We start from the raw sequence: 24,538 nt of genomic DNA, 5'->3' as shown, positions 1-24,538 counted from the left end.
GGTCGACAGATTCCGTCGCGTAACCAAAAGGCAACAACGGAATCACTTGTTGGAGTCCACTCGCTCTGTCAGGATCGGCACTCAAATCGAGCCGGAGCTACGCCAGCCCCCGTGTGAAAGCGGGCCGGCGGCGGAGGAGAGCGCTATGCACAACCCGGGCAACGCCGACGGCGCCGACGCCCGCCGAAGGGCGCGGGACGACATAGGGACACGCTTCGCGGACGGCGCGCAGTACATCGCGGGCCGGCCGGCCAGGGGCACGTCGGGCCGTACGCACGCGGTGGTCGACCCCTCCACGGGCGACGAGGTGTACACCTACGAGCTGGCCGGCGCCGAGGACGTCGACCGCGCCGTGGCCGCCGCCCGCGCCGCCTTCCCCGAGTGGGCCGGCGCGACCCCGGGCGAGCGCTCCGACGCGCTGCACCGCTTCGCCGCCGTCCTCGCCGACCATGCCGAGGACCTCGCCCGCTTCGAGTCCCTCCAGTGCGGCAAGCCCCTGAAGCTGACCCGGGAGTTCGACGTCCCGGGCACGATCGACAACACGGCCTTCTTCGCCGGTGCCGCCCGCCATCTCCAGGGGCAGTCGGCCGGTGAGTACTCCGGCGACCACACCTCCTACGTCCGCCGCGAGGCCATCGGTGTCGTCGGCTCCATCGCGCCCTGGAACTACCCCCTCCAGATGGCCGCCTGGAAGATCCTTCCGGCGATCGCCGCGGGCAACACCATCGTGCTGAAGCCCGCCGAGCTGACCCCGCTGACCTCGCTGCTGTTCGCCCGGGCCGCCACCGAGGCGGGCATCCCGGACGGTGTCATCAACATCGTCACCGGGACCGGGAAGGAGGCCGGCGAGCGTCTGGTCGGCCACCCGGACGTCGCGATGACCTCGTTCACCGGCTCGACCGCCGTCGGCAAGCGGGTGGCCGAGATCGCCACCGCCACCGTCAAGCGGCTGCATCTGGAACTGGGCGGCAAGGCCCCCTTCGTCGTCTTCGACGACGCCGACCTGGAGGCCGCCGCGCACGGCGCCGTCGCGGGCGCGCTCATCAACACCGGGCAGGACTGCACGGCCGCCACGCGCGCATATGTGCAACGGCCCCTCTACGAGGAGTTCGTCTCCCGGACGGCCGCCCTCATGGAGAGCGTCCGGCTCGGCGACCCCTTCGCGCCGGGCACCGACCTCGGCCCGCTGATCTCCCACGTCCAGCGGGACCGGGTGGCCGCCTTCGTGGACCGGGCGCGCTCCTACGCGCGCGTGGTCACCGGCGGCGAGGCACCGGGGGGCGACCTCGCCAAGGGCGCCTACTTCCGGCCCACCCTGATCGCCGGCGCCGCGCAGGACAGCGAGGTCGTCCAGTCCGAGATCTTCGGCCCGGTCCTGGTTGTCCTGCCCTTCGACTCGGACGACGACGGCATCCGGCTCGCCAACGACACCCCCTACGGCCTCGCCGCCTCCGCCTGGAGCCGGGACGTCTACCGGGCGAACCGCGCCACCCGCGAGATCAAGGCGGGCTGCGTCTGGGTCAACGACCACATCCCGATCATCAGCGAGATGCCTCACGGCGGATACCGTGCGTCCGGCTTCGGCAAGGACATGTCCACGTATTCGTTCGAGGAGTACACGCAGATCAAGCACGTAATGTTCGACAACACGGCGGTGGCCCGCAAGGACTGGCACCGCACGATCTTCGGGGACCGATAGACCGTACCCGGCCGCCCACCACGGCCCACTTTCCCGAAAGGGCACCACGCGCATGGAGCAGTACGAGCCCGACCGCCCGTCCTTGGCCCGAGCAGCCGCCATGCGGCGCAGCTTCCGCAACGGCAGGGCCCCCTTCCCCCGCCGTTCGCTGCTGCGCGCCACCGCGGGCGGCGCGCTCGCGGTCGGCGGACTCGGGGCGCTGAGCGCCTGCGGGATCCCCGCGGCCGACAAGAATCCGGGCGGCATGTCCGCCGAGGACCACTCGGCCAAGGAGAAGGTCGTCAACTTCTCCAACTGGCCCGAGTACATCGACGTGGACGACAAGACCAAGCGGCATCCCACGCTCGACTCGTTCGCCCGGCAGACCGGCATCCAGGTCAAGTACACCGAGGACATCAACGACAACGACGAGTTCTTCGGCAAGATCCAGCCGGAACTCGCCGCCGGTCACGACACCGGCCGCGACCTGATCGTCCTCACCGACTGGCTGGCCGCCCGGATGATCCGGCTCGGGTACGTGCAGAAACTGGACCCGTCCAATCTGCCGCATGCCTTCGCCAACCTGTCGGACCAGTTCCGCGCCCCCGACTGGGATCCAGGACGCGCGTTCTCCTATCCGTGGCAGGGCATCTCGACCGTCATCGCCTACAACAAGAAGGCGCTCGACGGCGTCGAGGTGAAGTCGATCTCCGACCTGCTCGACAACCCCAAGCTCAAGGGCCGTGTCGGCTTCCTCACCGAGATGCGCGACAGCATCGGCATGACCATGCTCGACATGGGCAAGGACCCGGCCAAGTTCACCGACGACGACTACGACGCGGTGATCGACCGCCTCCAGAAGGCCGTCGACAAGGGCCAGATCCGCCGCTTCACCGGCAACGACTACACCTCGGACCTCACCAAGGGCGACTTCGCCGCGTGCGTGGCGTGGGGCGGCGACATCGTCCAGCTCCAGGCGGACAACCCCGACGTCGGCTACGTCATCCCCGACAGCGGCTACATGACGTCGACCGACAACATGCTGATCCCCAACAAGGCCCGTCACAAGACGAACGCCGAGCGGCTCATCGACTTCTTCTACCAGCCCGAGCCGGCCGCCGAGCTCGCCGCGTACGTCAACTACGTGAGCCCCGTCGCGGGAGTGCAGCCCTATCTTGCGAGGATCGACAAGGCGGCGGCGAGCAACCCGCTGATCCTTCCCGACAAGGCCATGCAGGCGAAGTCCCATGCCTTCCGCGCGCTGACGCAGAAGGAAGAGACGGCCTACCAGCAGAAGTTCTCGAAGCTCACAGGGGCGTGACGACCATGACGACACCAGACAACAGCGGCGACGTCCGCCTCTCCGGGATCAGCAAGACCTACGGCTCCTTCACAGCCGTGCACCCGCTGGACCTGACCGTGCCGCAGGGCTCCTTCTTCGCCCTGCTCGGCGCCTCCGGCTGCGGCAAGACCACCACCTTGCGAATGATCGCCGGCCTGGAGGAGCCCACCGGGGGCACCGTGCGCCTCGGCGACCAGGAAGTGACGCATCTGCCGCCGTACAAGCGGCCGGTGAACACGGTCTTCCAGTCCTACGCCCTCTTCCCGCACCTCGACATCTTCGAGAACGTCGCCTTCGGTCTGCGCCGGCGTGGCATCAAGTCGGTGAAGAAGCAGGTCGAGGACATGCTCGACCTGGTGCAGCTCGGTGAGCAGGCGCGCAAGAAGCCGCACCAGCTCTCCGGTGGCCAGCAGCAGCGCGTGGCCGTGGCCCGGGCGCTCATCAACCACCCCAAGGTGCTCCTCCTCGACGAGCCCCTCGGCGCCCTGGACCTGAAACTGCGCCGCCAGATGCAGCTGGAGCTCAAGCGCATCCAGACCGAGGTCGGCATCACCTTCATCCATGTCACGCACGACCAGGAGGAGGCCATGACCATGGCCGACACGGTCGCCGTGATGAACGCGGGCCGCGTCGAACAGCTCGGCTCGCCCACCGACCTCTACGAGAACCCGCAGACCACGTTCGTCGCCAACTTCCTCGGCACCTCGAACCTGATCGAGGCCGAGGTGGACGGCAAGAGCGGCGACGAGATCATCCTCAAGGCGGGCGGCGGCAAGCTCGCGCTGCCCGAGGCCCGGTGTTCGGCGCCGACGAGGACCGGCGGCAAGGTGCTGGTCGGCGTGCGCCCGGAGAAGATCTCCCTCACCCATGCCGACGACGCGGGGGAGATACCCGACGGCCGCAACCGCATCACGGGCAGGATCGCCGACTCCAGCTTCATCGGAGTCTCGACGCAGTACGTGATCGACAGCCCGGTCTGCCCCGAGTTCGAGGTCTACGCCCAGAACATCGACCGCGACCCCCGCCTGGTGCCCGGGGCCGAGGTCGTCCTGCACTGGAACCCCGCGCACACCTTCGGCCTGGACGCGGCGCAGGACATCGACGCCGGCGTGGAGACCGTCGCGGAGGAGGCCGCCTGATGACCACCGTCACCGAGGCGCCCCCACCCCTCGCGCCCACCACCTCCGAGACCAAGCCCCCACGCAAACGGGGCCGTCTCACGCCGTACTGGCTGCTGCTGCCCGGCCTCCTCTGGCTGGTCGTCTTCTTCGCGCTGCCGATGGTCTACCAGGCGTCCACGTCCGTGCAGACGGGCTCCCTGGAGCAGGGCTACAAGGTCACCTGGCACTTCGCGACCTACTGGGACGCGTTGAGCCAGTACTGGCCGCAGTTCGTCCGCTCGGTCCTCTACGCGGCCGCCGCGACCGTGCTGTGTCTGCTGCTCGGCTATCCGCTCGCGTACCTCATCGCCTTCCGCGCGGGCCGCTGGCGTAACCTGATCATGGTCCTGGTGATCGCCCCGTTCTTCACCAGCTTCCTGATCCGCACCCTGGCCTGGAAGACGATCCTCGCGGACAACGGCCCGGTCGTCGGCGCCCTCGGCACACTGCACGTCCTGGACGTCACCAACTGGCTCGGCTGGACCGCCGGCGACCGCGTCCTCGCCACACCGCTCGCGGTGGTGTGCGGTCTGACGTACAACTTCCTGCCGTTCATGATCCTGCCGCTCTACACCTCGCTGGAGCGCATCGACGGACGCCTCCACGAGGCGGCGGGCGACCTGTACGCCAAGCCCATCACGACCTTCCGGAAGGTCACCTTCCCGCTGTCGATGCCGGGTGTGGTCTCCGGCACGCTGCTGACCTTCATCCCGGCAGCCGGTGACTACGTCAACGCCGATCTGCTCGGCTCCACGGACACCCGCATGGTCGGAAACGTCATCCAGACGCAGTTCCTGCGCATTCTCGACTATCCGACGGCCGCGGCGCTCTCCTTCATCCTCATGGCCGCGATCCTCATCATGGTCACGGTCTACATTCGCAGGTCCGGGACGGAGGATCTGGTCTAAATGGCCTTCGTACACTGGCTCAAGCGCAATCTCGTCGTTCTCGCGGGACTGCTGACGCTCGGATATCTCCTGCTGCCGAACGTCATCGTCACGGTTTTCTCCTTCAACAAACCGAAGGGGCGCTTCAACTACGAGTGGCAGCAGTTCTCCCTGGACGCCTGGAAGAACCCGTGCGGGGTCGCCGACATGTGCGGCTCGCTGTCGGTCAGCCTCCAGATCGCGGTGTGGGCGACGCTCGGCGCCACCGTCCTCGGCACGATGATCGCCTTCGCGCTGGTGCGCTACCGCTTCCGCGCCCGCGGCGTCGTGAACTCGCTGATCTTCCTGCCGATGGCGATGCCCGAGGTCGTCATGGCGGCCTCGCTGCTCACCCTCTTCCTCAACATGGGTGCGCAGCTCGGCTTCTGGACGATCCTCATCGCGCACATCATGTTCTGTCTCAGCTTCGTCGTCACCGCGGTCAAGGCGCGCGTGATGTCGATGGACCCGCGCCTGGAGCAGGCGGCCCAGGATCTCTACGCCGGGCCCGTGCAGACCTTCCTGCGCGTCACCCTGCCCATCGCGGCCCCCGGAATCGCCGCGGGCGCGCTGCTCGCCTTCGCGCTCTCCTTCGACGATTTCATCATCACCAATTTCAACGCGGGTTCGACCGTCACCTTCCCCATGTTCGTCTGGGGATCGGCGCAGCGCGGAACGCCCGTTCAGATCAATGTCATCGGTACGACGATGTTCATCGTCGCCGTACTGTTCGTCCTCGCCTCCATGGTCATCGGCAATCGCCGAAATCGCCAGAAGGCGTAAACCGCCCCGTGTGATGCACCGGTAGGGAGTTGAAATCATGGCCCCAAGCGCCATGACCCGTTGGACCAAGTCACTTTCCGAAGCACAGCCGGTCCCGTACTGGCTGGAAGACCCCGGCAAGCCCCACCCCGAGCCCGCCCTCACCGGCACCGAGACCTGCGACCTGCTGGTCGTCGGCGGCGGCTACAGCGGACTGTGGACCGCGCTCATCGCGAAGGAGCGCGACCCGCAGCGGGATGTGGTGCTGGTGGAGGGCCGCGAGGCGGGCTGGGCCGCCTCGGGCCGCAACGGCGGCTTCTGCGCCGCCTCCCTCACGCATGGACTCGCCAATGGTCTGGCCCGCTGGCCGGACGACATCCACAAGCTGGAGGAGCTCGGCGCCCGCAACCTCGACGAGATCGAGAAGGCCGTCGCCCGCCACGATCTCGACTGCGACTTCGAGCGCACCGGCGAGATCGACGTGGCGACCGAGACGTACCAGGCGTGGGAACTGCGGGACTGGTACGACGAGATGCAGCGCAAGGGCCTCGCCGGGGGCACCGAGTTCCTGGACGCGGACGCGGTACGGCAGCAGGTCGACTCCCCGACCTTCCTCGCCGGGCTGTACGACCGCCGGGGCGTGGCCATGGTCCATCCGGCCAAGCTCGCCTGGGGCCTCAAGCGCGCCTGCCTGCGCCTGGGCGTCCGGATCTACGAGCACACGCCCGCGCTCACCCTGCGGCCGTACGGTGCCGGCATGGCCGTACGCACCCCGTACGGCCAGGTCCGTGCGCGCCGGGTCGCGCTCGGCACCAACATCTTCCCGAGCCTGGTGCGGCGCGTGCGCTCGTACACCATCCCGGTCTACGACTACGCGCTGATGACCGAGCCGCTCACCGACGAGCAGCTGGCGTCGATCGGCTGGAGGAACCGCCAGGGGCTCGGGGACTCGGCCAACCAGTTCCACTACTTCCGGCTCTCGGCCGACAACCGCATCCTGTGGGGCGGCTACGACGCCATCTACCCGTACGGCAAGCGGGTGCGCGCCGAGTACGACGACCGCCCGGAGACGTACGCCAAGCTCGCGGGGCACTTCTTCACCTGCTTCCCGCAGCTGGAGGGCGTCCGCTTCACCCACGCGTGGGGTGGCGCGATCGACACCTGCTCGCGTTTCTCGGCGTTCTTCGGGACGGCCCACCAGGGGAAGGTGGCGTACGCGGCCGGGTTCACCGGGCTCGGCGTCGGTGCCACCCGCTTCGGCGCGGACGTGATGCTGGACCTGCTGGCGGGGGAGCGCACGGAACGCACCGAGCTGGCGATGGTCCGCAAGAAGCCGCTGCCCTTCCCGCCCGAGCCCTTGGCCTGGACGGGCATCGCGCTCACCAAGTGGTCGCTGGCCCGGGCCGACGCGCACGGCGGGCGGCGCAACCTCTGGCTGAAGACGATGGACCGTCTGGGGCTCGGCTTCGACAGCTGACCCGTCTCCGGCGGGCGTGCCGCGCCCGCCGGAGGTCTGGACCACCGGTTGCTCGGTCCGGGCCGGGCTACGCCGCCCCGGACCGAGGACGGCCGTCTCGGCCGAGCAGAGGGCCGAGGGCGAGCCGCAGCGCGCACAGCAGCACCGCGCACAGACTCCAACTGCCCACCACGTCGAGGGGCCAGTGGTAGCCGTGGCGGACCAGGCCGAAAGCGACGGCCAGATTGAGGGCCGCGCAGAGGGCGAGAAGTCCGCGACGGGTGTACGCGGCGGTCAGCCACGGCCACAGCACCAGCGCCGCCGCGCCGTAGGCGACCGCCGCCGTGGCGGTGTGCCCCGAGGGATAGAAGCCCGTCGCCGCGCCCATGACGGGTGGGCCCGGCCGGGCGATCAGGTCCTTCAGCGGCACGATCAGCGCGGGCAGGCCCGCCGTCAGCCCCGCCGCCGCGACGGGCGGCAGCCACCAGCGGTACGCCCCCGCCCGCCGGGCGCGCCAGGCCGCCCAGCAGAGGGCGATGACCAGGACGGGGACGGCGACCGTGATGTTCCCCAGGTCCGCGAGCAGCCCCGACACCCGGTCTGGACGGACGACGTCCCGGTCGATCCGCTGGTCCGCCCGTGCGAGCGGCCCATGGGCGACGACCTGCCAGGTGATCAGGAGAAAGAGCAGCCCGGCGGCGGCCAGGACGACGGCCGGCCACCCCACCGGACCGGACGGCCGGTCATGGGGCGGGGGAGGCGTGGGGCTGGGGTCCTGCGCTGGGGAGGGCGGCACCGGGACAGCTTCGCAGGGACGGCTCGCGGTGGACGCATCCGGGGTTCGCCGCGCAGAAAGCAGGTCGGCCGCCCCGGAACAGGGGGGGAGTTCCGAGGCGGCCGTCCGGATCGGGGGTGCCGCCCGCCCCGGGGGGTGTGGGGCGTGCGGCCGTCCGATCGGTGAGGAGATCCGGAACTGGAGGTTCCGGGTGTGTGCGCGAGGGCACGACCAGGTCGAAGCTGGGGAGGCCCCGGCCCGGTGCCGTCCACAGTCCCCTGTGGACGGGTGTATCTCTCATCTGCCGAGAAACCTACGGCAGGAAAAACCGCTGCGACAGCCGGAATCGCGTCTTGCCATCCACCTCCCACACCTTCTTCACACGCTCTGACCGCCGCGGCCCCGGCCCCGGAATCCTGACGGAGGAACGGGGCCGGGGCGGAGGGGGCGCATGAGGTGTCCGGCCGGTGTCCGGGACGCGGTCTCACCGCGCCCGGCGGAGGCGTCCGGCCTGCTCGGACGGCCTGCTCGGACCGCCTGCTCAGATGCGGGCGAACGCCTGCTCGATGATGTCGAGGCCCTCGTTCAGCAGGTCCTGGCCGATCACCAGCGGGGGCAGGAAGCGGAGCACGTTGCCGTAGGTGCCACAGGTCAGGACCAGCAGGCCCTCCTGGTGGCAGGCCTTGGCCAGCGCGGCGGTCGCCTCCGCGTTCGGCTCCTTGGTGGTGCGGTCCTTGACCAGCTCGATCGCGATCATCGCGCCACGGCCGCGGATGTCGCCGATCACGTCGAACTTCTCGGCCATCGCCGTCAGGCGGGCCTTCATGGTCTCCTCGATCTCCTTCGCCTTGGCGTTGAGATCGAACTCCTTCATCGTCTCGATCGCGCCGAGCGCACCCGCGCAGGCGACCGGGTTGCCGCCGTAGGTGCCGCCCAGGCCGCCCGCGTGCGCGGCGTCCATGATCTCGGCGCGGCCGGTCACGGCGGCCAGCGGCAGACCGCCGGCGATGCCCTTGGCGGTGGTGATCAGGTCCGGGACGATGCCCTCGTCCTCGCACGCGAACCACTGGCCGGTGCGGCAGAAGCCGGACTGGATCTCGTCGGCGACGAAGACGATGCCGTTGTCGGTGGCGAACTGGCGCAGCGCGGGCAGGAAGCCCTTCGCCGGCTCGATGAAGCCGCCCTCGCCGAGCACCGGCTCGATGATGATCGCGGCCACGTTGTCGGGGCCGACCTGCTTGGTGATCTGGTCGATGGCCTGGGCGGCGGCCTCGGGACCGCAGTTCTCCGGACCGGTCGGCCAGCGGTAGGCGTACGCCAGCGGCATACGGTAGACCTCGGGCGCGAACGGGCCGAAGCCGTGCTTGTACGGCATGTTCTTGGCGGTGAGCGCCATCGTCAGGTTCGTCCGGCCGTGGTAGCCGTGGTCGAAGACCACGACCGCCTGGCGCTTGGTGTACGCGCGGGCGATCTTCACGGCGTTCTCGACGGCCTCGGCGCCCGAGTTGAACAGCGCGGACTTCTTGGGGTGGTCACCCGGCGTGAGCTCGGCCAGCGCCTCGGCGACGGCCACGTAGCCCTCGTACGGCGTGACCATGAAACAGGTGTGGGTGAAGTCCGCGAGCTGGGCGGAGGCGCGGCGGACGACGGCCTCGGCGGAGGCGCCGACCGAGGTCACGGCGATACCGGAGCCGAAGTCGATCAGACGGTTGCCGTCGACGTCCTCGATGATCCCGCCGCCCGCACGCTTGGTGAAGACCGGCAGCGTGGAGCCCACGCCCTGAGCGACCACGGCGGTACGGCGGGCCTGCAGTTCCTGCGACTTCGGGCCGGGGATGGCGGTGACGACGCGACGCTCCTGCGGAAGTGCGCTCATGGGGGCTCCCTGATGATCGTGCGAACCGAACCGGACGTCGGGGGTGCACCGGTGTTCCGGTGGACGCGGGTTCCGGGCGGGGTGTTCTTCGGACGCTTGCCTTCTTTTCTCGCAGGCTAGAGGCGGTGGCGGGGGGTGGGCATGCTCCATGTGGGCGCCTTGCGCGCCGCCGCTTGTCCGCCGTGGACATAGCGGGGAACACGACGGAGCGGGACGCATCACCGCAGGCCCGGCGCCGTATGCGGTGAACTCCCCGTGGAGCGCGTTAGATTGACTCGCTGATGGTGGACGGTGCGGCTGGTCAGGGGGCAACGGCGATGGACAGCGACGGGACGCAGGACGCGCGGAGCACGCGGGCCACTCCCGTGCCGCGTCCGGCGGGGCCGCCGGAGCATCCGGGAAGCCCACAGGTGCCGCCCAGGCCCACCGTGGCGCCGGAGATGCCTCCTCTGCCCGACGGTACCGCCTTCCTCGCCTGGGTGCGGGCCGCACGGCCCCAGGCCGCGCCGGGCGTCTGGCGCTTCGGCCACCGGCCCCGCCCGGACCAGGAGCCCGAGCAGATCCCGGCCCGGCAGTTGCTGAGTGGCGCGGTGATCGCGTTCCTGGTCGGCTGGCTGCTGTGGTCGCTGCTGTCCAACGGCTACCTCGGCGACTGGTGGATCCTGCCCCTGTATCTGCTGACCCCGGACTCCTGGCGGCAGAGCGGCGACCACAGCGAGTTCTTCAATCTGCTCCTGTGGGACGGCTACGACCTGCTCATCGTGGTCGGGGTCATGCTGGCGGTGGGCCGACTGGGCCGCTGGGGCGAGGTCTGGCGCCGCTTCCTGGCGCCCCGCCTGAAGCGCGGCGAGCCCGAGCCGCCCTCGCCCGCCCCCGAGGACGACCCCGCCCAGTGGAACCAGCTCCGCGCGGCGGGCGCCCACGACGCCGCCGACCGGCTCGCCGCCGAGGCGCGCGCCGGGCTGATGCGGGACGTCGACCACGCGCGGATCGCCCGTGCCTGGCAGGGCGTCCTGAACGGCCGCCACAGTCTGGCCACTTTCACCGGCACGGTCCTCAAGGACGGCGCCGCCTCCTGTCTGCACCCGTCCGGCGAGCGCGACCTGCCCGCCCGGCTCGCCCGGCACGACCTGATGACCGGCCAGGTGCGCCTCGGCACCACCGTCGACGACCCCCGCAACCCCTACGGCTACCGCGGCACCGGACTCGCCCTCGGCCCCGAGCTGCTGGGCACCTCCCTGGTCGCCGTCGGGCCCGCCGGCTCCGGCAAGACCGGCTCGGTGGTGTGGCCGCTCGCCGAGTCGCTGTGCCTGCACGCGCTCGCCGGGCGGGCCGCCGTGGTCGTCGTCGGCGCGGCCGGGGCCGGACTCGGACCGGCGGACGCCTACGACGTCGTCGTCCGCATCGGCCATCCCGAGTCGGTGTACGACCTGGACCTCTACGGCGGGACCACCGACCCCGACGAGGCGGCGGCCGTGCTGGCCGAGGCCCTCGTGGGCGACCTCGCACAGCCGCAGCACGGCGGGGACAGCCGCCGCTCGGCCACCGTCCTCGCCCAGCTTCTCGGACCGTATCTGGCCGTCCACGGCCGCTTCCCGTCGGTGCCCGAGCTGCGGCAGCTCCTCGACGGCACGCCCGGCCCGCTGGCCGCCCTGCGCAAGGCGCTGGTGGACTCCGGGCAGGAGTCGCCGCTGCGGGAGCTGGACGCACGGGAGCGGCAGGCGCGGAACCCCGGTGACGTGGGCGGTGTCCTCGCCGACCGGGTCGCCCTGCTCGACAGGCCCGCCTTCGCGTCCTTCTTCGACACCTCCGGACAGACCCGGCCCTTCTCGCTGCGCGCCCTGGACCACCCGGTGCGGGTCCGTATCGACCTGCCCGAGCGCGGTCACGCGGACGCCTCGCGGATCCTGGCGCGGCTGGTGCTCGCCCAGTTCACGGCCAGCGTCGCGGTGCGCGAGGACCGCTCGCTGTTCGCCTGCCTGGTGCTCGACGACGCGACCGGCGTGGTGACCCCGGAGGTCGTCCGGGGCATCCAGCGGCTGCGGTCCGCGAACGCCGGGACCGTGCTCACCCTGCGCACCCTCGACGATGTGCCCCGGCCGCTGCGCGGGCCGCTGCTCGGCGCCACCGGGTGCCGGATGGCGCTGTCCGGGCTCACCCCCTGGGACGGCCAGGACTTCGCCGAGGTGTGGGGCAAGGAGTGGATCGAGGCCCGGGACGTCACCGACCGGCAGATCATCGCGGAGACCCCCGCGGGCAAGGCCCTGCACATGCTGCGCCGCGTGATCACCGGCCGCGCGCCGACCGCGCGCGCGGTGACCGTCCGCCAGGTCGAGCGCGAGCGCTGGTCCGCGTCGGAGCTGGCGCACGCGGTGCCCCCGGGCCATGCGGTGCTGTCCCTGACCACCGTGCAGGGCGAGCACGCCCCGCCGCTCCTGGTGAATCTGCGCGGCTGAGGTCTTCGCGCGGGGTGTCCGGAAATCCCGGGCAGAGGGACCGGATATACGGGCACGGTCGTACCGTACGGTGAGGCAGAATCGACACAGGTCGTTCATACGCGGCGGCCAAAGCATCACCAGGCTCACACCGTCCGTGCCCGTCATGGACTCCGTGAAGAACTCCCGTCCGTGCAGACCGAAGGCCCCATGCCCCTCACGCTCGCCTCGCTCGTCCACCACTCCGCGCTCAAGCTCACCGTGTGCGCGGGCGAGGACCGTCTCGACGTCCCCGTCCGCTGGGCCCACGTCAGCGAACTCGCCGACCCCGTGCCCTACATGGAGGGCGGGGAGCTGCTGCTGATCACGGCGCTGAAGCTGGACACCGAGGACCCGGCGGCCATGCGGCGCTATGTGAAGCGGCTGGTGGGCGCGGGCGTCGTCGGCCTCGGGTTCGCCGTCGGCGTCAACTACGACGAGATCCCCGAGGCGCTCCTCGACGCGGCACGGGAGGAGGGGCTGCCGCTCCTGGAGGTGCCCCGGCGCACCCCCTTCCTCGCCATCAGCAAGGCCGTCTCCGCCGCCATCGCCGCCGACCAGTACCGGGCCGTCACCGCGGGGTTCGCCGCCCAGCGGGAGCTGACCCGGCAGGCGCTCAGCGACGGCCCCGAGGGGCTGCTCGCCGCGCTCGCCCAGCAGGTCGACGGCTGGGCCGCGCTCTACGACGCGTCGGGCTCCGTCGTCGCGGCGGCACCCGAGTGGGCCGGGCGGCGCGCCGCCCGGCTGACCGCCGACGTGGAGCGGCTGCGGGAGCGGCCCGCACCCGCGAGTTCCGTGGTCGGGGGGCCGAGCGGCGAGGACCGGGTCGAGCTGCACTCCCTGGGCACCGGACGCCGCCCCCGGGCCGCGCTCGCCGTGGGAACGGCCGCCGCCCTGGGCACCGCCGAGCGGTACGCGGTCCACTCCGCCATCGCCCTGCTGACGCTGACCACCGAGCGGTCCCGGTCCCTGCACGCCGCCGAGCAGCGCATCGGCACGGCCGTGCTGCGGATGCTGCTCGCCGGTGAGCCCGACCATGCGCGGGCGGTGGCCGGGGACCTGTACGGCACGCTGCTGGACGCGCCGTTCCGGCTGATCCTCGCCGAGTCGGCGTCCGCGTCCGCGGCCCGGGCGCACGCCGACGGCCACGCGCGCGTGGCGCCCGCCGCACCGGCCGCGGCGGCGCTCGCGGCGGCCGAGACGGACGGCGATCCGCTGGACGGGCTCGCGGAGACCGTGGAGTCCGCCGCCGCGCGCTCCGGGGAGGCCGTCCTCGTCGTACCCGACGGGGAGCGGCTGGTCGTGCTCGCCGGGGACGGCGGCGCGGCCGTCGCCGCCTGCCAGCGTTACGCGCTGGCGGTGCAGGCGGCCCGGGCCGCGACCCGGGATCAGCCGGCCGCCGACGAGGACGAGCTGGTGGTGGGCGTGTCGGCGCCCGCCGGTCCGATCGCCGCGGCGGCCGCGTACAAGCAGGCCGAGCAGGCCCTGTCGGTGGCCCGGCGGCGCGGCCGGTCGCTGGTCGAGCACGACGAGCTGGCCGCCGGATCGGTGGTGCCGCTGCTGCAGGACGACGCGGTACGCGCCTTCGCGGACGGTCTGCTGCGTGCGCTGCGCGAGCACGACGCGACGGGCCGGGGAGACCTGGTGGCCTCGTTGCGGGCCTGGCTGTCCCGGCACGGCCAGTGGGACGCGGCAGCGGCGGACCTCGGCGTCCACCGGCACACCCTGCGGTACCGGATGCGGCGCGTCGAGGAGATCCTCGGACGCTCCCTCGACGATCCGGACGTACGGATGGAGCTGTGGCTCGCGCTGAAGGCGACGGCGTCGGCGGGGGAGTGACGACCGCCCCACCGCGGCTGTACAACCCGTACTAGCAGCGCCCGGCACTGCTACGTCCCGGACAAACGACCCTCCGCCGCTCCGGCCCTACCGTGGAGCACGAACGTGCAGCACAACCCATCTCCGAAGGGCCGGGACTCGATCATGACCTCCACCCACGCCTTCTGGCTCGCCGGCCGCCAGGCCACCGGTGAGACCGCCTTCGACGTCACGTCCCCGTGGGACGGCCGACTGGTCGCCAAGGTCAGCGTGCCGACCGAGGCCCAGGTCGAGGAGGCCGTGGCTGCCGCGTACGCCGTACGGGACGAGTTCGCCGCCACCCCGGCCCACGTCCGCGCCGCCGCCCTCGACCATGTCTCGAAGCGGCTGGCCGAGCGGACCGAGGAGATCGCGCAGCTGATCTCCGCCGAGAACGGCAAGCCCATCAAGTGGGCCCGCGGCGAGGTCGGCCGTGCCGTCTCCGTCTTCCGCTTCGCGGCCGAGGAGGCCCGCCGCTTCAACGGCGGCGAGGCCCAGCGCCTGGACACCGACGCGGGCGGCCAGGGCCGCCTCGCGCTGACCCGCCGCTTCCCCAAGGGCGTCGTCCTCGGTATCGCGCCGTTCAACTTCCCGCTGAACCTGTGCGCCCACAAGGTCGCCCCCGCGATCGCCGTCGGCGCCCCGATCATCCTCAAGCCGGCCCCCGCCACCCCGCTGTCGGGCCTGATCATCGGCGACCTGCTGGCCGAGACCGAGCTGCCCGCCGGTTCCTGGTCGATCCTCCCGGTCACCAACGACCGTATGCCCGCCCTGGTCCAGGACGAGCGTCTGCCGGTCATCTCCTTCACGGGCTCCGACAAGGTCGGCTACGCGATCATGGACTCGGTGCCGCGCAAGCACTGCACCCTGGAGCTGGGCGGCAACGGCGCGGCCGTCGTCCTCGGCGACTACGCGAGCGACGCGGACCTGGACTGGGCCGCCACCCGCATCGCCACCTTCTCCAACTACCAGGGCGGCCAGTCCTGCATCTCCGTGCAGCGGGTGATCGCCGACGCCGCGGTCTACGACCGGCTGCTGCCGCGCATCGTCGCCGCCGTGGAGTCCCAGGTCACCGGTGACCCCTCGGACGACGCCACGGACGTCGGCCCGCTGGTCAGCGAGGACGCGGCCAAGCGCGTGGAGTCCTGGGTCGACGAGGCGGTCGGCGCGGGCGCGAAGCTGCTGACCGGTGGCAAGCGGGACGGCGCCTCGTACGCGCCGACCGTCCTGACCGAGGTGCCGGCCGAGGTCACCCTCTCCTGCGAGGAGGTCTTCGGACCGGTCCTCACCGTGCAGAAGACGGACGGCGAGGCGGCGGCGTTCGCGGCCGTCAACGACTCCAAGTACGGCCTCCAGGCGGGCGTGTTCACACACGACCTCCAGGTCGCCTTCCGCGCCCACCGGGCCCTGGAGGTCGGCGGTGTCGTCGTCGGCGACGTGCCCTCCTACCGCGCCGACCAGATGCCCTATGGCGGTGTCAAGCAGTCTGGTGTCGGCCGCGAGGGCGTGAAGTTCGCGATGGACGACTACACCTACGAGCGCGTGCTGGTCCTGACGGGCCTGGCTCTCTGAGCCACCCCGCACCACACCGACGGCCGGAGCCCACTGTGCGGGGGCTCCGGCCGTCGGCTTACAGCCGGGCAGACATCCGGAGTCAGGGCAGAAGGACTGCCTTGCCGCGGTTGCGGCGGGCCTCCAGGTCCGTGTGCGCCTGTGCCGCTTCCGCCAGGGGATAGGTGCGCCAGACCGGCACGGAGAGCTTGCCCGCGGCGGCCGAGCGCACCAGCTCCGGCAGGGAGTACCCGGCCTGGTCGGCACCGCCGGCGCTGAAGCGGACGCCGTGCTGCGCGGCGGACATGTCGGCGATGGTGATGACGCGCGCGCTGTCACCGGTCAGGGCGACGGAGTCGGCGAGCACGCCGGCGCCGGAGGCGTCGAGGACGAAGTCGACTCCCCGGCGCGCCGCGTCCTTCACCCGCTCCACCCAGCCGTCGCCGTAGCGGACCGCGGTGGCGCCCAGTCCGGTGACACGCTCGATGTCGTGCTCGCCGGCCGTTCCGATGACGGTGATGCCGTCGGCGACGGCCAACTGCACCGCGGCGGTGCCCACGCTGCCGCCGGCGCCGTGGATGAGCAGGGTCTGCCCCTCCTCCACACCCAGCTGCGCAAGGACGCGGGACGCTGTCAGGGCGACCGTGACCAGCGAGGCGGCGGCCTCCCACGACAGGTTCTCGGGCTTGGCCACCGGCCGGTCGAGCAGGGCGTACTCGCTGTAGCTGCCGCCGACCGCGGTACCGAGGACCTCGTCGCCCACGGCCGCGTCGGCTCCCTCGCCGGCGGCGTCGACGACACCGGCCGCGTCCAGGCCGGGGATCACGGGAAAGTGCGCGGGGAAGGTGCCGGCCATCAGACCGGATCGGATCTTCAGATCGATCGGGTTCACGGAGGCGGCCCGCACCCGGATCCGGACCTGGCCAGGACCGGGCTCCGGCGTGGTGACCTCCGTCAGCCGCAGCACCTCGGGGGCGCCGTACTCGGAGAAGGTGATCGCTGTGGACATCGGTGACTCCTTAGAGGGAGGGGTAGTCGGTGTATCCCCGGTGGTCGCCGCCGTAGAAGGTCTCCGGGTTCGGGGTGTTGAACGGACCGCCGGCGGCCAGACGCCGGGGCAGGTCGGGGTTGGCCAGGAACAGTGCGCCGTAGGCCACCATGTCCGCGCTGCCGTCCTCGATCAGCTTCAGCGCGTCGGGGCCGGTGACGTCGGGGTACGTGAACGGGTTGATGACGAACGTGCCGGGCCAGGCCTTGCGCAGCTGCGCGGTCAGGTCGCGGTCCGGGCCCTCCAGCAGATGCAGATAGGCCAGTCCCAGACCGGAGATCCGGTCCAGCAGGGCGGCGTAGACCTCGCCCGGGTTGTCCTCGGACATGTCGTTGTACGGGTTTCCGGGCGAGAGCCGCAGACCGAGCCGGTGGCTGCCGATCGCCTCGGCCACGGCCGTGACGATCTCGGCGGCGAAGCGGATCCGGCCCTCGGTGTCGCCGCCCCAGCCGTCGGTGCGCAGGTTGGTGTAGGGCGCGAGGAACTGGTGGATCAGATAGCCGTTGGCGCCATGGATCTCCACGCCGTCGAACCCTGCCTCGATCGCGTTGCGTGCCGCGGTGGCGAAGTCGTCGATCGTCTGCCGGATCTCCGCCTCGCTCAGCTCCCTCGGCGTCACGAAGTCCTTCGGCCCCTCGTGGGTGAAGACCTGGCCCTCGGCGGCCACCGCCGACGGCGCCACCGGCACCAGACCGTCGGGCAGCAGACTCGGGTGGCCGATCCGCCCGGTGTGCATCAGCTGGGCGAAGATCACCCCGCCCTCGCGGTGCACGGCGTCGGTCACCGTCCGCCAGGCCCGCACCTGCCCGGACGTGTGCAGCCCGGGGGTGTCGGGGTAGCCCTGGCCGACCGGCGAGGGCTGGATGCCCTCCGTGACGATCAGCCCGGCGGCGGCGCGCTGCGCGTAGTACGTCGCCATCAGCTCCGTCGGCTCGGCGCCGGGCCCGTAGGCGCGGCTGCGGGTCATCGGCGCCATCGCGACACGGTTCGCCAGGTGCCTGCCGCCCAGAACGATCGGATCGAAAGCAGTGGTCATGGGTCTCTTCCTCGGGATGAGTGATGCTTCGCGGCCCGGGTGCTCCGGTGCCGCGGCAGCAATTGCCTGTCCGAACAAGTAAATCACCTGTCCGAACAGGTAAATCCCTGGCGATCATTCCGATGGTGAGCGTGAAGCACGTCACATGCCCCGTTCTGTCTTTGTATCTGCTGGAGTGCGGATGGTTCGGCGCAGGTCGTCGGCCCGGAGGTAGGATGAAGTTGCTCGGGCAGGAAAGTGAGGAAGAGATGGCGCAGTTCACGCCGGAGGCCGGCGAGGCCACCGTCCCGGTTCCGGCCGCGGCCGGTGGTGGTCCGCTCAGTCACGCGATCTTCCGCCTGGCCCGGCTGCACCGCATGTTCGCGGGGCAGCTGCTGCGCCGCATCGGTCTGCATCCGGGCCAGGAGCTGGTCATGATGCACCTGTGGGAACTCGGTCCCCAGCGGCAGACCGACCTGGTGCGGCTGATGGACTCCGACGCCGCCACCATGACCCGCACCGTCCGGCGCCTGGAGCAGGCCGGCTTCGTCCGCCGCCGCCCCTCGCCCACGGACAAGCGCGCGGCGCTCATCGAGCCGACGGCGGCCAGCCACGCCCTGCGCCACGAGGTCGAGCGCGTCTGGAGGCAGCTGGAGGATCTCGTGGCCGCGGATCTCTCCGCCAGCGAACGGGCCGACGCCCTGCTGACCCTGGAGCGCCTGGAACGCAACCTGATCCAGGCCGCCGCCGACCCGGCGGCACACCATGGCCAATGACAATCATTTCCAGAAGGGGCCGGAAGAAGAGGTCCGGCGTCGATGCCTTCCGGTGCCGGGTCCCTTTCCCTGCGCCGGGGGCGCCGAGGTCCCCGGTCGACTTGACACCGAGGCGCACACGGCGGACGTCCGCTGAGGCGAATTCCCCGGCGCATGGCTGCGCGAGGACTGGTGAGGTCTCCCGGATTGGGGTACCAACGATCGAGTAGCACCGGTCAGTAACGTACGCCCGCAAGATCGCCGTACGGCCTCCTTGGCCGTCCTGCGGCACCTTGCCCGGTGTACGACCCATCAGCCACGATTCGCGGCGAGGTGAGCCTCATGTCCGCACCAACAGCCCCCACCCCCAAGCCCACCGTCACTGAGCGAGAGGCCCGCCAGGTGGCGGAGGCCGCGCGCGAGCAGCACTGGCGCAAGCCGAGCTTCGCCAAGGAGCTCTTCCTCGGCCGTCTCCGGCTGGACCTGATCCACCCCCACCCGATGCCCGCCGAGGAGGACGTCCAGCGCGGCGAGGAGTTCCTCGCCAAACTGCGCGACTTCTGCGAGACCCAGATCGACGCCGCCCGGATCGAGCGCGAGGCGCGGATCCCCGACGAGACGATCAACGGTCTCAAGGAGCTGGGCGCTCTCGGCATGAAGATCGATACGAAATACGGCGGTCTCGGCCTCACCCAGGTGTACTACAACAAGGCACTCGCCCTGGTGGGCACCGCAAGTCCCGCGATCGGCGCACTGCTCTCCGCGCATCAGTCGATCGGAGTACCGCAGCCGCTGAAACTGTTCGGCACCCAGGAGCAGAGGGACACGTTCCTGCCGCGCTGCGCCCGTACCGACATATCGGCGTTCCTGCTCACCGAGCCGGACGTCGGCTCCGACCCGGCCCGCCTGGCCACCACGGCCGTGCCGGACGGGGACGACTACGTCCTCGACGGGGTCAAGCTGTGGACCACCAACGGCGTGGTCGCCGACCTGCTCGTCGTCATGGCGCGCGTACCCCGGTCCGAGGGCCACAAGGGCGGGATCACGGCGTTCGTCGTCGAGGCCGCCTCCGAGGGCATCACCGTGGAGAACCGCAACGCCTTCATGGGCCTGCGCGGCCTGGAGAACGGCGTCACCCGCTTCCACCGGGTGCGGGTCCCGGCCACCCACCGGATCGGCCCGGAGGGCGCGGGCCTGAAGATCGCGCTGACCACCCTGAACACCGGCCGGCTCTCGCTGCCCGCCATGTGCGTCGGCGCGGGCAAGTGGTGTCTGAAGATCGCCCGTGAGTGGTCGGGCGCCCGTGAGCAGTGGGGCAAGCCGGTCGCGATGCACGAGGCGGTCGGCGCGAAGATCTCCTTCATCGCGGCGACCACCTTCGCCCTGGAGGCCGTCGTCGACCTGTCGTCGCAGATGGCCGACGAGGACCGCAACGACATCCGTATCGAGGCCGCCCTCGCCAAGCTCTTCGGCTCCGAGATGAGCTGGCTGATGGCCGACGAACTGGTCCAGATCCGCGGCGGCCGTGGCTTCGAGACCGCGGAGTCCCTCAAGGCCCGCGGCGAGCGGGCGGTCCCGGCCGAGCAGATGCTGCGCGACCTGCGCATCAACCGCATCTTCGAGGGCTCCACCGAGATCATGCACCTGCTGATCGCCCGGGAGGCGGTGGACGCCCATCTGTCCGTGGCCGGTGACCTGATCGACCCGGACAAGTCCCTGTCCGACAAGGCGAAGGCGGGCGCCAACGCCGGAGTCTTCTACGCCAAATGGCTGCCGAAGCTGCTCGCCGGCCAGGGCCAGATCCCGGGCGCCTACGGCGAGTTCCACCAGGACGTCGACCTCTCCGGGCATCTGCGCTTCGTCGAGCGCAGCGCCCGCAAGCTCGCCCGGTCCACGTTCTACGGCATGTCCCGCTGGCAGGGCCGGATGGAGACCAAGCAGGGCTTCCTGGGCCGGGTCGTGGACATCGGCGCCGAGCTGTTCGCGATGAGCGCGGCCTGTGTGCGCGCCGAGCATCTGCGCAGGAGCGGAGAGCACGGGCGCGAGGCGTACCAGCTCGCCGACGCCTTCTGCCGGCAGTCCCGGATCCGTGTCGACGAACTGTTCGGCCGACTGTGGAGCAACACCGACGAACTCGACCGCAAGGTGGTCAAGGGCGTGCTGACCGGTACGTACGAGTGGCTGGAACAGGGGATCGTGGACCCGTCGGGCGAGGGCCCGTGGATTGCGGACGCCCGTCCGGGCGAGTCCTCCCGCCCGGATGCGCGGAGGAAGATCCCGAAGAGCTGACCCGCCCGCGTACCAAGGACGAAGGCCCGGCCGCTCCGGTGAGGTGCGGCCGGGCCTTCGCGTAGGCGCCGGGGTCAGCGGGTGCAGAATCCGAGGCCCCCGAGGGCGTCGTTGATCTGCCTGCCCTGGGCCTCGGTGGTCGTGACGTCCTTGTACGTGAAGCGCTGGGCCGCCGAGCGGTCGAGGTCCCGGGCGCGGCCGTTGATGGCGCCGCACTGGTTGCGCGCGGCGTCGACGGCCTTGTCCTCGTACTTCACGACGCCCGGGTTGGCCGCGGCGAGGGCCCGGAGCAGCTCCGCGCGCTCGGCGGGGGTCGGCTCGGGCGGGATGCCGAGCGCCCGCGCGGTGGCGCGGGGCGTCCGGCTCACCCGGGTCTTCCGGTGGCTGCCGTGGCCCTTCGTGCCCCCGTGGTGCTTCGGGCCGCTGCTGTGGCCCGAGCAGGCGGCGAGCGTCAGCACGGCTGTCGCCAGGACGGTCAGATGGCGGATGCGCATGGTTCCCCCGAAACGCGTGTGGTCTTCAGGCACACGTGTCGTCGTGAGGACACCTGTGCCGTGAGCGACGACGCGCCATTCGTGCACGCGGTTCCCACCCCGGGTGAGGGACACCCTGTCCTACCGGTCACCCGGTGCGGCAACAATGGAGGGATGAGCGACAGTCCAGCCCCTCTTGCCGACCCCCACCTCGTCTTCGATCCCGTGGACGGAGTGCGGGACGTAGTGATCCTCGGCTCCACCGGCTCGATCGGCACCCAGGCCATCGACCTCGTGCTGCGCAACCCCGAACGGTTCAAGGTCACCGCGCTCTCCGCCAACGGCGGCCGGGTCGGACTGCTCGCCGAGCAGGCCCACCGGCTGCGCGTACGCACGGTGGCGGTCGCCCGCGAGGACGTCGTACCGGCCCTGCGCGAGGCCCTGAGCGCCCAGTACGGCCCCGGGAAGCCGCTCCCCGAGATCCTCTCCGGCCCCGACGCGGCCACCCAGGTCGCCACCTCCGACTGCCACACCGTCCTCAACGGCATCACCGGTTCCATCGGCCTCGCGCCCACCCTCGCCGCCCTGGAGGCGGGCCGCACCCTCGCGCTCGCCAACAAGGAGTCGCTCATCGTCGGCGGCCCGCTGGTGAAGGCCCTGGCCAAGCCCGGACAGATCATCCCGGTCGATTCCGAGCACGCCGCGCTCTTCCAGGCCCTCGCCGCCGGCACTCGCGCGGACGTACGCAAGCTGGTGGTGACCGCCTCCGGCGGCCCCTTCCGCGGCCGCAGCCGGGCCGAGCTGGCCCAGGTCACACCGCAGGACGCGCTCGCCCACCCCACCTGGGCCATGGGCCCGGTGATCACGATCAACTCCGCGACCCTCGTGAACAAGGGCCTCGAAGTCATCGAGGCCCATCTCCTCTACGACATTCCCTTCGATCGCATTGAGGTGGTCGTCCATCCTCAGTCGTATGTCCACTCGATGGTGGAGTTCACGGACGGATCGACGCTGGCGCAGGCGACGCCCCCCGATATGCGGGGGCCGATCGCCATCGGTCTCGGCTGGCCCGAGCGGGTGCCCGACGCGGCCCCTGCCTTCGACTGGACCAACGCGTCGACCTGGGAATTCTTCCCGCTGGACAACGAGGCGTTCCCTTCGGTCGGACTCGCCCGGCACGTGGGAGAGCTCGCGGGCACGGCCCCGGCGGTGTTCAATGCGGCCAATGAGGAGTGCGTCGACGCGTTCCTGAACGGCGCACTGCCGTATCTCGGGATCATGGAGACGGTGACACGGGTGGTGGAGGAGCACGGCACCCCCCGTAGGGGAACTTCCCTGACCGTCGCAGACGTCCTCGAAGCGGAGACCTGGGCGCGTGCCCGGGCAAGAGAACTGACGGCGCGGACGGCAACTGCGGAGGCTCGTGCATGACGACCCTGATGATGATCCTCGGCATAGTCGTCTTCGTGCTCGGACTGTTGATCTCGATCGCCTGGCACGAGCTGGGGCATCTGTCGACGGCCAAGCTCTTCGGCATCCGGGTGCCGCAGTACATGGTCGGGTTCGGCCCGACCATCTGGTCCCGCAAGAAGGGCGAGACCGAGTACGGCATCAAGGCGGTCCCGCTCGGCGGCTACATCCGCATGATCGGCATGTTCCCGCCGGGCCCGGACGGCCGGATCGAGGCCCGTTCCACCTCGCCGTGGCGCGGGATGATCGAGGACGCCCGGGCCCAGTCCTTCGAGGAACTGCTGCCGGGTGACGAGGAGCGCCTCTTCTACACGCGCAAGCCGTGGAAGCGGGTCATCGTCATGTTCGCGGGCCCCTTCATGAATCTGGTGCTCGCCGTGGCGGTCTTCCTCGGCGTGATGATGACCTTCGGCGTCCAGACCCAGACCACCACGGTCTCCAAGGTGTCCGACTGCGTCATCCAGCAGAGCGAGAACCGTACGAAGTGCGAGAAGGGCGACGCGGCCACGCCCGCCCAGGCCGCCGGCCTCAAGCCCGGGGACAAGATCGTCCGCTTCGACGGCAAGGACGTGCCGGACTGGTCCACCCTCCAGAACGACATCCGCGCCAACCCCGGCAAGGACGTCACGCTCACCGTCGAACGCAAGGGGCAGCAGGTCGACCTGCACACCCACCTGATCAAGAACCAGGTCAGCAAGACGGACGGCAACGGCGGCTATGTCGAGGGCAAGTACGTCTACGCCGGCTTCCTCGGCTTCACCCCGGCCACCGGCATCGTCCCCCAGTCCCTCGGCCAGTCGGCGCAGCGCATGGGCGACATGATGCAGAACGGCGTGGAGTCCCTGGTCTCCCTGCCCGGCAAGATCCCCGGCCTGTGGGACGCGGCCTTCGGCAACGCCCCGCGCCAGCCGGACTCCCCGATGGGCGTCGTCGGCGCGGCCCGTGTCGGCGGCGAGGTGTTCACCCTGAACATCCCGCCGTCCCAGCAGATCGCGATGATGCTGCTGCTCGTCGCGGGCTTCAACCTCTCGCTGTTCCTGTTCAACATGCTCCCGCTGCTCCCGCTGGACGGCGGACACATCGCGGGCGCCCTGTGGGAGTCGCTGCGCCGCGCCCTGGCGAGGGTGCTGCGCCGCCCCGACCCGGGCCCCTTCGACGTGGCGAAGCTGATGCCGGTGGCGTACGTGGTGGCCGGGATCTTCGTCTGCTTCACCCTCCTGGTGCTGATCGCGGACGTGGTTAACCCGGTGAAAATCTCCTAGCCACACGGCGTTGGCGGCGGCCGGGAAGACTCTCTTCCCGGCCGCCGCCCTTTGGGTGGGTTTAACGGGCGGTGATGTGCTGCCGTCCGCGCGCGTGGCGTAATCTCGGGGCTTGGAGCCCGCCGATTCGGGACCGGACCTTGATCCACAACTTGGGGTTGCACAGCAGATGACTGCGATTTCACTCGGCATGCCGTCCGTTCCGACCAAGCTCGCCGAGCGCCGGAAGAGCCGGCAGATCCAGGTCGGATCTGTGGCGGTGGGCGGAGACGCGCCGGTGTCGGTGCAGTCGATGACGACGACGCGTACGTCGGACATCGGTGCCACGTTGCAGCAGATCGCGGAGCTGACGGCGACGGGCTGCCAGAT

19 protein-coding genes are annotated in these 24,538 nt (G+C 70.9%); 14 read left to right on the top strand and 5 right to left on the bottom strand.

Translation table 11 applies throughout. The features are described from left to right. The first annotated feature begins 145 nt into the window (after positions 1–145). The 6 genes from ACFYX0_RS34035 to ACFYX0_RS34010 are packed head-to-tail and all read left to right on the top strand — an operon-like array spanning position 146 to position 7,345. A complete protein-coding gene (locus ACFYX0_RS34035) occupies positions 146–1,699 on the top strand; it encodes a gamma-aminobutyraldehyde dehydrogenase (RefSeq protein WP_355905128.1) in 1,554 nt (517 codons plus the stop codon). 52 nt (positions 1,700–1,751) lie between these two features. Further along, entirely contained in the window at positions 1,752–2,999 is a 1,248-nt protein-coding gene (locus ACFYX0_RS34030; protein WP_388976210.1) for a PotD/PotF family extracellular solute-binding protein, read from the top strand. Then, a complete protein-coding gene (locus tag ACFYX0_RS34025) occupies positions 2,996–4,159 on the top strand; it encodes an ABC transporter ATP-binding protein (protein WP_355905134.1) in 1,164 nt (387 codons plus the stop codon). Before ACFYX0_RS34030 ends, ACFYX0_RS34025 begins: the two co-directional genes overlap by 4 nt. Further along, positions 4,159–5,088: an ABC transporter permease gene (locus tag ACFYX0_RS34020; protein WP_311697251.1), complete on the top strand. Its 930-nt coding sequence runs from the start codon at positions 4,159–4,161 to the stop codon at positions 5,086–5,088. Before ACFYX0_RS34025 ends, ACFYX0_RS34020 begins: the two co-directional genes overlap by 1 nt. Then, a complete protein-coding gene (locus ACFYX0_RS34015) occupies positions 5,089–5,889 on the top strand; it encodes an ABC transporter permease (protein ID WP_388976208.1) in 801 nt (266 codons plus the stop codon). It begins immediately after the preceding gene. A gap of 37 nt (positions 5,890–5,926) precedes the next feature. Further along, complete coding sequence (locus tag ACFYX0_RS34010) at positions 5,927–7,345, top strand: FAD-dependent oxidoreductase (RefSeq protein WP_355905140.1); 1,419 nt, start codon at positions 5,927–5,929, stop codon at positions 7,343–7,345. A gap of 67 nt (positions 7,346–7,412) precedes the next feature. Here ACFYX0_RS34010 and ACFYX0_RS34005 read toward each other — a convergent pair whose 3' ends face one another. Both ACFYX0_RS34005 and gabT read right to left on the bottom strand, forming a co-directional pair. Continuing rightward, positions 7,413–8,120 (bottom strand): phosphatase PAP2 family protein, encoded by a 708-nt coding sequence (locus ACFYX0_RS34005; protein WP_388976205.1) that lies wholly within the window; start codon positions 8,118–8,120, stop codon positions 7,413–7,415. A gap of 520 nt (positions 8,121–8,640) precedes the next feature. Beyond that, positions 8,641–9,975: a 4-aminobutyrate--2-oxoglutarate transaminase gene (gene gabT / locus ACFYX0_RS34000; RefSeq protein WP_388976204.1), complete on the bottom strand. Its 1,335-nt coding sequence runs from the start codon at positions 9,973–9,975 to the stop codon at positions 8,641–8,643. Positions 9,976–10,292: 317 nt separating this feature from the next. Between gabT and ACFYX0_RS33995 the strand changes: the two genes are divergently transcribed. The 3 genes from ACFYX0_RS33995 (at position 10,293) to ACFYX0_RS33985 (ending at position 15,878) form a co-directional block, all read left to right on the top strand. Then, on the top strand, positions 10,293–12,431 hold the full coding sequence (locus tag ACFYX0_RS33995) for an ATP-binding protein (protein ID WP_388976202.1): 2,139 nt from the start codon (positions 10,293–10,295) through the stop codon (positions 12,429–12,431). A 189-nt stretch (positions 12,432–12,620) separates the two neighbouring features. Continuing rightward, a complete protein-coding gene (locus ACFYX0_RS33990; protein WP_388976199.1) occupies positions 12,621–14,288 on the top strand; it encodes a PucR family transcriptional regulator in 1,668 nt (555 codons plus the stop codon). Between the two features lie 144 nt (positions 14,289–14,432). Next, positions 14,433–15,878 carry an aldehyde dehydrogenase family protein gene (locus ACFYX0_RS33985; RefSeq protein WP_355905151.1) on the top strand — a complete coding sequence of 482 codons (1,446 nt, stop codon included), beginning with the start codon at positions 14,433–14,435 and terminating at the stop codon, positions 15,876–15,878. Between the two features lie 82 nt (positions 15,879–15,960). Here ACFYX0_RS33985 and ACFYX0_RS33980 read toward each other — a convergent pair whose 3' ends face one another. Both ACFYX0_RS33980 and ACFYX0_RS33975 read right to left on the bottom strand, forming a co-directional pair. After that, positions 15,961–16,866 (bottom strand): NADP-dependent oxidoreductase, encoded by a 906-nt coding sequence (locus ACFYX0_RS33980; protein ID WP_388976197.1) that lies wholly within the window; start codon positions 16,864–16,866, stop codon positions 15,961–15,963. A gap of 10 nt (positions 16,867–16,876) precedes the next feature. After that, positions 16,877–17,941: an alkene reductase gene (locus ACFYX0_RS33975; protein ID WP_388976194.1), complete on the bottom strand. Its 1,065-nt coding sequence runs from the start codon at positions 17,939–17,941 to the stop codon at positions 16,877–16,879. A gap of 248 nt (positions 17,942–18,189) precedes the next feature. On the opposite strand from ACFYX0_RS33975, the gene ACFYX0_RS33970 reads away from it, so the two are divergent. Both ACFYX0_RS33970 and ACFYX0_RS33965 read left to right on the top strand, forming a co-directional pair. Continuing rightward, entirely contained in the window at positions 18,190–18,696 is a 507-nt protein-coding gene (locus ACFYX0_RS33970) for a MarR family winged helix-turn-helix transcriptional regulator (protein ID WP_388976191.1), read from the top strand. Positions 18,697–19,017: 321 nt separating this feature from the next. Beyond that, the gene (locus ACFYX0_RS33965; protein WP_355905160.1) at positions 19,018–20,964 is read left to right on the top strand and encodes an acyl-CoA dehydrogenase family protein; all 1,947 of its coding nucleotides are present in this window, start codon (positions 19,018–19,020) and stop codon (positions 20,962–20,964) included. Between the two features lie 74 nt (positions 20,965–21,038). Here the strand turns inward: ACFYX0_RS33965 and ACFYX0_RS33960 are convergent, their stop codons facing one another. Beyond that, the gene (locus tag ACFYX0_RS33960; RefSeq protein WP_388976187.1) at positions 21,039–21,491 is read right to left on the bottom strand and encodes a hypothetical protein; all 453 of its coding nucleotides are present in this window, start codon (positions 21,489–21,491) and stop codon (positions 21,039–21,041) included. 120 nt (positions 21,492–21,611) lie between these two features. Here ACFYX0_RS33960 and dxr point away from each other — a divergent pair, with 120 nt between their 5' ends. The 3 genes from dxr to ACFYX0_RS33945 all read left to right on the top strand — a co-directional run. Further along, positions 21,612–22,868 carry a 1-deoxy-D-xylulose-5-phosphate reductoisomerase gene (gene dxr, locus ACFYX0_RS33955; protein ID WP_388976184.1) on the top strand — a complete coding sequence of 419 codons (1,257 nt, stop codon included), beginning with the start codon at positions 21,612–21,614 and terminating at the stop codon, positions 22,866–22,868. Beyond that, on the top strand, positions 22,865–24,169 hold the full coding sequence (locus ACFYX0_RS33950) for a M50 family metallopeptidase (protein WP_388976181.1): 1,305 nt from the start codon (positions 22,865–22,867) through the stop codon (positions 24,167–24,169). Before dxr ends, ACFYX0_RS33950 begins: the two co-directional genes overlap by 4 nt. 169 nt (positions 24,170–24,338) lie before the next feature. Beyond that, a partial coding sequence (locus tag ACFYX0_RS33945; protein WP_355905171.1) for a flavodoxin-dependent (E)-4-hydroxy-3-methylbut-2-enyl-diphosphate synthase occupies positions 24,339–24,538 on the top strand: 200 nt, incomplete at its 3' end.

This window comes from Streptomyces sp. NPDC002573, from assembly GCF_042889625.1.
GTDB classification, from domain to species: Bacteria; Actinomycetota; Actinomycetes; order Streptomycetales; family Streptomycetaceae; genus Streptomyces; species Streptomyces gibsoniae.
The sequence above is the reverse complement of the archived record's forward strand: the minus strand, read 5'-3'. Positions and strand labels throughout refer to the sequence as shown.